The sequence below is a fragment of the Streptomyces sp. NPDC007095 genome (assembly GCF_040634475.1).
Lineage (GTDB): Bacteria > Actinomycetota > Actinomycetes > Streptomycetales > Streptomycetaceae > Streptomyces.
Map to the genome: position 1 here is coordinate 1 of NZ_JBEYFS010000397.1, position 5,797 is coordinate 5,797.

Annotated in this window: 3 protein-coding genes and 1 pseudogene; 2 read left to right on the top strand and 2 right to left on the bottom strand. The window is 68.5% G+C overall.

Annotation, left to right across the window (positions count from 1 at the left end):
- Positions 1-98: 98 nt before the first annotated feature.
- Together ABZ656_RS55770 and ABZ656_RS55775 are read right to left on the bottom strand one after the other, a co-directional pair.
- A pseudogene (locus tag ABZ656_RS55770) lies at positions 99-266 on the bottom strand (integrase); the annotation flags it as partial.
- Positions 267-522: 256 nt separating this feature from the next.
- Positions 523-1,692, bottom strand: coding sequence for a cytochrome P450 (locus ABZ656_RS55775; RefSeq protein ID WP_360280103.1), 1,170 nt, complete (start codon positions 1,690-1,692; stop codon positions 523-525).
- An 846-nt stretch (positions 1,693-2,538) separates the two neighbouring features.
- On the opposite strand from ABZ656_RS55775, the gene ABZ656_RS55780 reads away from it, so the two are divergent.
- Positions 2,539-3,396: a hypothetical protein gene (locus ABZ656_RS55780; RefSeq protein WP_180362732.1), complete on the top strand. Its 858-nt coding sequence runs from the start codon at positions 2,539-2,541 to the stop codon at positions 3,394-3,396.
- 658 nt (positions 3,397-4,054) lie between these two features.
- A complete protein-coding gene (locus tag ABZ656_RS55785) occupies positions 4,055-5,761 on the top strand; it encodes an MFS transporter (protein ID WP_360280100.1) in 1,707 nt (568 codons plus the stop codon).
- The last annotated feature ends 36 nt before the right edge of the window (positions 5,762-5,797 follow it).

A 5,797-nucleotide genomic window follows, 5' to 3' on the forward strand; every position in this document is an offset into this window, starting at 1 on the left:
CCCTCGCGATCGTCGTCATCGCCGTTGGCTCGGCCGTACTTGCCTTCATTGACATCGGGCCGGCACCTTTCACGCTCACCGACACCGATGCCACCGGCTGCTCGGTCAGTGTCGGTGAACGTGGGCTTGCTCGCTTGGCGCTGAAGGACGAGCAGTTGGTGATGGAGGGCAAGGATCTCGATGTCTTTGTCCCGGTCGCTCATCGGCAGTAGGCACAGGAGCGCGAAGGCGTTGGTGGCCGCGAGATAGGCCAGGCGTAGCAGCACGACCGATCATCATGCCGTCCGCCCCTGTCGAGGTGAAGACAGCGGGGCGGCCGGAAGTTGTATCGGAGATCGCCAATCAAAGCTGTGACCTGGGCAGATTGATGTATTGGCACCCGCAACGCCAGTCTCAGCAGCACGGCCGATCACATGCCGGGCACACCGCCGACCGCGCGAGAGCGCGTACTGCAGCGGCAATGGCCAGCACACCCGAAACCCGCTTGCACCTGCATGGATGAGGTATTCGGCAAGCGCGAGGTCAGGACTTCCACCGGACCGGCAGCTGACGCGGGCCGCGGATGAGCATGCCGTTGCGCCAGGTCAGGGCGGCCGGGTGGGCGTCGAGGGCGAGGTCGGGGCAGCGCTCCAGCAGAGCACGGATCGCGATCCGAGCTTCCATGCGGGCGAGCGGCGCGCCGAGGCAGTAGTGGATGCCGTGGCCGAAGGCGACATGACCGTTGGCGGGCCGCCGGACGTCGAAGCGGCCGGGGTCGGGGAAGCGTGCCGGGTCGTGGTTTGCGTCCGCCAGGGCCACGAGGACCAGCTCACCACCGCCGGGGATGACCGTATTGCCGATCTCGACCGGCTCGGTGGTGAACCTGAACGTCGGCGTCTCCACCGGCCCGTCGTAGCGCAGCATCTCCTCCACCGCGTTGTCCATGAGCGTCATGTCCTCGCGCAGTGCGGCGACTTGGTCGGCATGGGTCAGCAGGGCCAACACGCCGTTGGAGATCAGATTGACCGTGGTCTCATGCCCCGCGACCAGCAGCAGCCAAGCGGTACCGCGCAGTTCGTCCGCAGACAGCCGGTCGCCCTCCTCGTCGGTGGTGCGAATCAGGGCGCTCATCAGGTCCTGGCCCGGGGCCAGGCGCTTGCGCTCCAGCAGCTCGGCGAGATAAGTCGCCACCTCATCCGTCGCCGCCAGCCGCGCCCCCGGGTCGGGGTCGGTGAGGATCGTGCCGGTCCAGGCGCGGAATGCGGCCCGGTCCAGCATCGGCACGCCGAGCAGCTCGCATATCACCGAGATCGGCAGCGGGAACGAGAGTGCCTCGACCAGTTCGGCCCGCCCGTCCGGAAGCGCCACCATCGCGTCGATCAACTCGTCGGTGATCTGCCGCACGCGCGGCGCGAACTGTTCGATCCGGCGCGGAGTGAACTCACGGACGACCAGCTTGCGCAGCCGCTCATGGTCCGGCGGGTCGGAGTTGAGCATGTGCGGGCCCGCAGATGGACTGGGGATTGGAAAGGTGGGCGACGCGTTCTTCCACTGCTTGGACAACCGCGGATCTACGAGCGCCGCTCGGCCGGCCTCGTACCCGACGACAAGCCAGGCCTCCGCACCCTCCGGAATCCGCACCTTGTGCACGGGTCCGCGCTCGCGCAGCGCCGCGTAAACCGGATACGGATCGCGGACGAAGTCCTCCCCCATCGCCACCAGATCGATCACCTCGGCTGCCGCCACCGCCTGCCCCCGTCTCTCAGTTCGCCCGACGCTAGCAGTGGGCGGCGCTTCGGCGAAGGACGCATCCAGCCGAACGGGGCGGGGAAAAACGGGAACGACGCGGACGACAAAGGCGAGTAGGGAACCGCCATGAGCCTGAACATCACGGTGGCGTGGGGGATGAAGGTGTCAATCCCCTCGCAACATGGGGAGTTCCCATGCTTGCGCCTGCTGGAAACCCCGTCCGTGCAGGTCAGGCGGATTCCCCGTACAAGCAGTCGTCGACGCTCTCACTGAGGTCCTCGGGGCCATCGAAGACGGGGAGAGCCGCCAACCTGGGGGCGGGAGTCCCGTCTGGCTCTACCAGGCGCAGCAGTGCTCACCGGGCCTCCTCGTCCTGCTCGCCGCGCGAGGCGTCGGCATCGCATGCGTCCGCCCACTCCTCTCTCCACCGCACCAGGAAAGAACGCCAGTCGAAGTTCTCATCCGCCAAGACGGCAATCCTTCCAGCCGCCACTGACAACACCGGTCTGATGCACGGCAGTTGGACTCCCCGGACCGCCCTTCGGCCGGTCCGGTCATCCGCGGTGTCCACTCGCATCCGCGCTGCGGCATTCACTCCGATCCCGGGGACGGCAGAACGCGCGTCTACGGTCACCCCTGCTCCTTCACGACACGAAGCGGCCTACGACAGAGCGCCGGCCCGGCAGCACACCGCGCCAACCGAACCTGGTGAGCCTTCCCGGCCCCAGCCCTATATTGGCCTGGGGCAACGTCGGTGCACTGCGGGGGGATTGAGCGCTCTTGCGATCAGGTAGAACGCGTCGAGCGGCTGTGGCAGCCTTGTGCTGCGTCGTTGCCGTGCTGTTCCTCGGCGCGTGCGGGACGCAGGTGGCCGGTCAGGGGGACGGGAGGTCACCGTCGTCAGCGGCGACCGAGCCGATCCCGTGGACCACGATGGAGCCCTCCGCGGTCAACGGAGCCCGTCTCGGCGACGACCGCCGCACGCTGCTCCTCGACGCGCAGGTGCCCAGTGGCGCACACGCGTGCGTGCGCAAGCTCAAGGCGGTGCTCACCGACCCGATGGCGGACCTCGTGCGGGTGCAGGTCACCTTCACCTCGCCGTCCGGGGACAGGGCTTCCGGGTGCACCAAGGAGAGTACGGCCACGGCAAAGGTCAGGCTGCCCAGGCCGTTGGGCGACCGGGACGTGATCGTCGACAACTACACGCGTTTCACTGCCGATGGTGCCAAGCCGCCCGGGCTGCGGTTGTGCGGGAAGCTGGGCTGCACACCGCCGGCCACCGGCTGCACCGCCGCCTCCTACGACCAGGCGTTGATGGCGGTCGACGCGCCCGAGCACACGTACCGGAACTCGGAGAAGTGCGACGGGAAGTGGCTGGTGCTGGACTTCTCCTGGCGCACGGGACCGGCCTGCGGCGACTCGACGGACCCCGCCTGCTCGTCCCGGCTGGGCGACCGCTGGTTCTTCCGGGCGAAGCACACGGGCTGGGCGCCGATCGTCCGGACCTCGGCCGGAGGCTGCCGGGACGTGCAGCGCGCGGAGCCCGCCTTCCCGGCCTCGCTGTGCGCGTCGCTGGCTCCGCTGTCCCCCTCGCTGCACCCGAGTTTTCCTCCGCCGTCCGCCTCCCCGACCTCCGGTGTGCGTTCCACTGCGACGACCACCCCGTGACGACCATGTGTGAGGGGGCCTCTCCAGGCACTGCGCCCTCTTCCGGCCGTTTCATGGGGCGTCGCTGCCCCGCCTCACTCCACTGTGTGGGCAGTGGTACAGGCTGCCCAGCATGTGGAGCAGCATGCCGCGGCGATCATCAGCTTGACGAGAGTCCCAGCGGCACCGCCCACAACCAACCTCCCCCAAGCCCCCCCAACACCCGCTACCACCAGCACGGATGAGGTTTCCGGCAAGGACACCGTGCAGGCGAAGCCTCTGAAGCGATCAGCGGACACGGCCGGAGCGTGGGGATCAGGGCCCCGGCCTGGACGGATGAATTATCGGCACCCGCAGTATCAAGGAGACCGTGTTCGTGACGGCGAGGTAGACCAAGCGCAGTAGCACGGCTGATCATCATGCCAAGGCGGCGCCTGCCCCGCCGGCAGCCGGTGGATTCGGTTCATCGCTGATCAGTGGCCTGACCAGGACGGATGACTATTCGGCACTCGTACCGTCGGCGGCCGGGGATGAACCAGGTGAATGACCTCGCGCAGACCCCTAGGCGTACCGACTAGTCGGTACTAGCCTCTGGCCACGCTCTCGGAGCCGGGCCGCACCGCGCCCCCGTCGCACCGACGCAAACACCCGGTTTCCAGGTATTCCCAGGAGGAGCCGTATGTCCGCCACTCCGACGGCGTTCGACGCCGACAGACCCGCGCCCGATGTTCCCGCCGCGGACGCCCGCGGCCTGCTGGCCTGGCTGTACCGCCGCGACCTGGCGGACTACCCGCCCACCGGCCGCCGTATGGCGTATCTCGCGATTGTGGTCATCACCACCGTCGTCCTGTACTACATGCTGTACATCCAGTACGCGGTGGCGACGTCGATCATCACGCACTTCGACATGACGTACCGCTACTTCATCTGGGTCTCGGTGATCGGCAACGCGATCGGGGCCTTCGCCTCGCTCGTGGCCGGTCTGGCGGACCGCTGGGGCCGGGCGAATCTGGTGGTCTACGGGCTGCTGATCGCCGCGCTGCTGGTCTTCTTCGGGCTGCCGAACGCGGCGAACAAGACCACCTATCTGGTGCTCTTCGCGCTCGTCAGCTTCATCGAGGGCATCGTGCTGGTCGCCACCCCCGCGCTGATCAGGGACTTCTCCCCGCAGCTCGGCCGGGCCACCGCGATGGGGTACTGGACGATGGGCCCGGTCATCGGCTCCCTGGTGGTCACCACCGTCACCAGCAACACCCTCGACAGCGCCACCTGGCAGGACGAACTGCGCTATTCGGCGATCGCCGGGTTCGTCGTCTTCGTCGTCGCGATCTTCGCGCTGCGCGAGCTGTCCCCGGCGCTGCGCGACCAGATCATGGTGTCGCTGCGGGACCGGGCGCTGGTCGAGGCTCGCGCCAAGGGGCTGGACACCGAGTCGGTGCGCCGCGGCGAGTGGCGGCAGATGATGCGCCTGGACGTGCTGGGCTCGGCCTTCGCCATCGCAGTGTTCCTGCTGCTGTACTACGCGGCGGTCGGCAACTTCGTCGTCTACTTCGCGACCACCTTCGGCTACAGCGAGCAGCGCACCAACGCGCTGGCCAACTGGTACTGGGGGGCCAACGCCATCGCCCTGGTCCTGGTCGGCCTGCTCTCGGACCGGCTGAAGGTGCGCAAGCCCTTCATGATCGTCGGCGCGGTCGGTTCCGTCGTGGTGACCGCGATCTTCGCCACCCGCGCCACCCACCTGACGACCGACTACTACACCTTCGCCTGGCTGTTCATCGGCATCGGCGTCTTCAGCGGCATCGCCTACGCGCCCTGGATGGCGAGCTTCACCGAGACCGTGGAGAAGCACAACCCGGCGGCGACCGCGGCGGGCCTGGCGGTGTGGGGCTGGACGGTGCGCATCGTGGTCGCCGTCTCCGCGGCCTTCATCCCGGTGCTGGTCACCTCCGTGACCCCGCTCGTGGAGCACGGCGCCGAGGTCAAGGTCGCCTCGGTGCAGGCGGCGCCCGCGCTGGCCATCGTCAACGCGCACCCTCAGCTCTTCGCCGAGCTGAACAAGTACACCCCGACCACGGTGCCACCCGCGCTGGGCGCCCGCGCCGTCAAGGAGGTCGGCGCGGAGAACCTCGGCGTCGTGCAGAAGGCGGCGCCGCAGCTGAAGCTGCTGCAGGAGTACGGCGCCAAGGTCCAGAAGGCGTCGAAGGACGGGCCCGGCGAGTGGCGCAACTGGTGGTGGATCTGCGTCGGCGGCCAGGTGCTCTTCCTGCCCTTCGTCTTCGTGATGGCGGGTCGCTGGAGCCCGAAGAAGGCGCGTGAGGACGCCGAGGCGCACCAGCTCGCGGTCGACCGTGAGCTGGCCGCCCTCGCCGCCGCCAAGGAGTGACCGGACGCGGAGCCGGCCGGCCGTGGACGGGCCGGC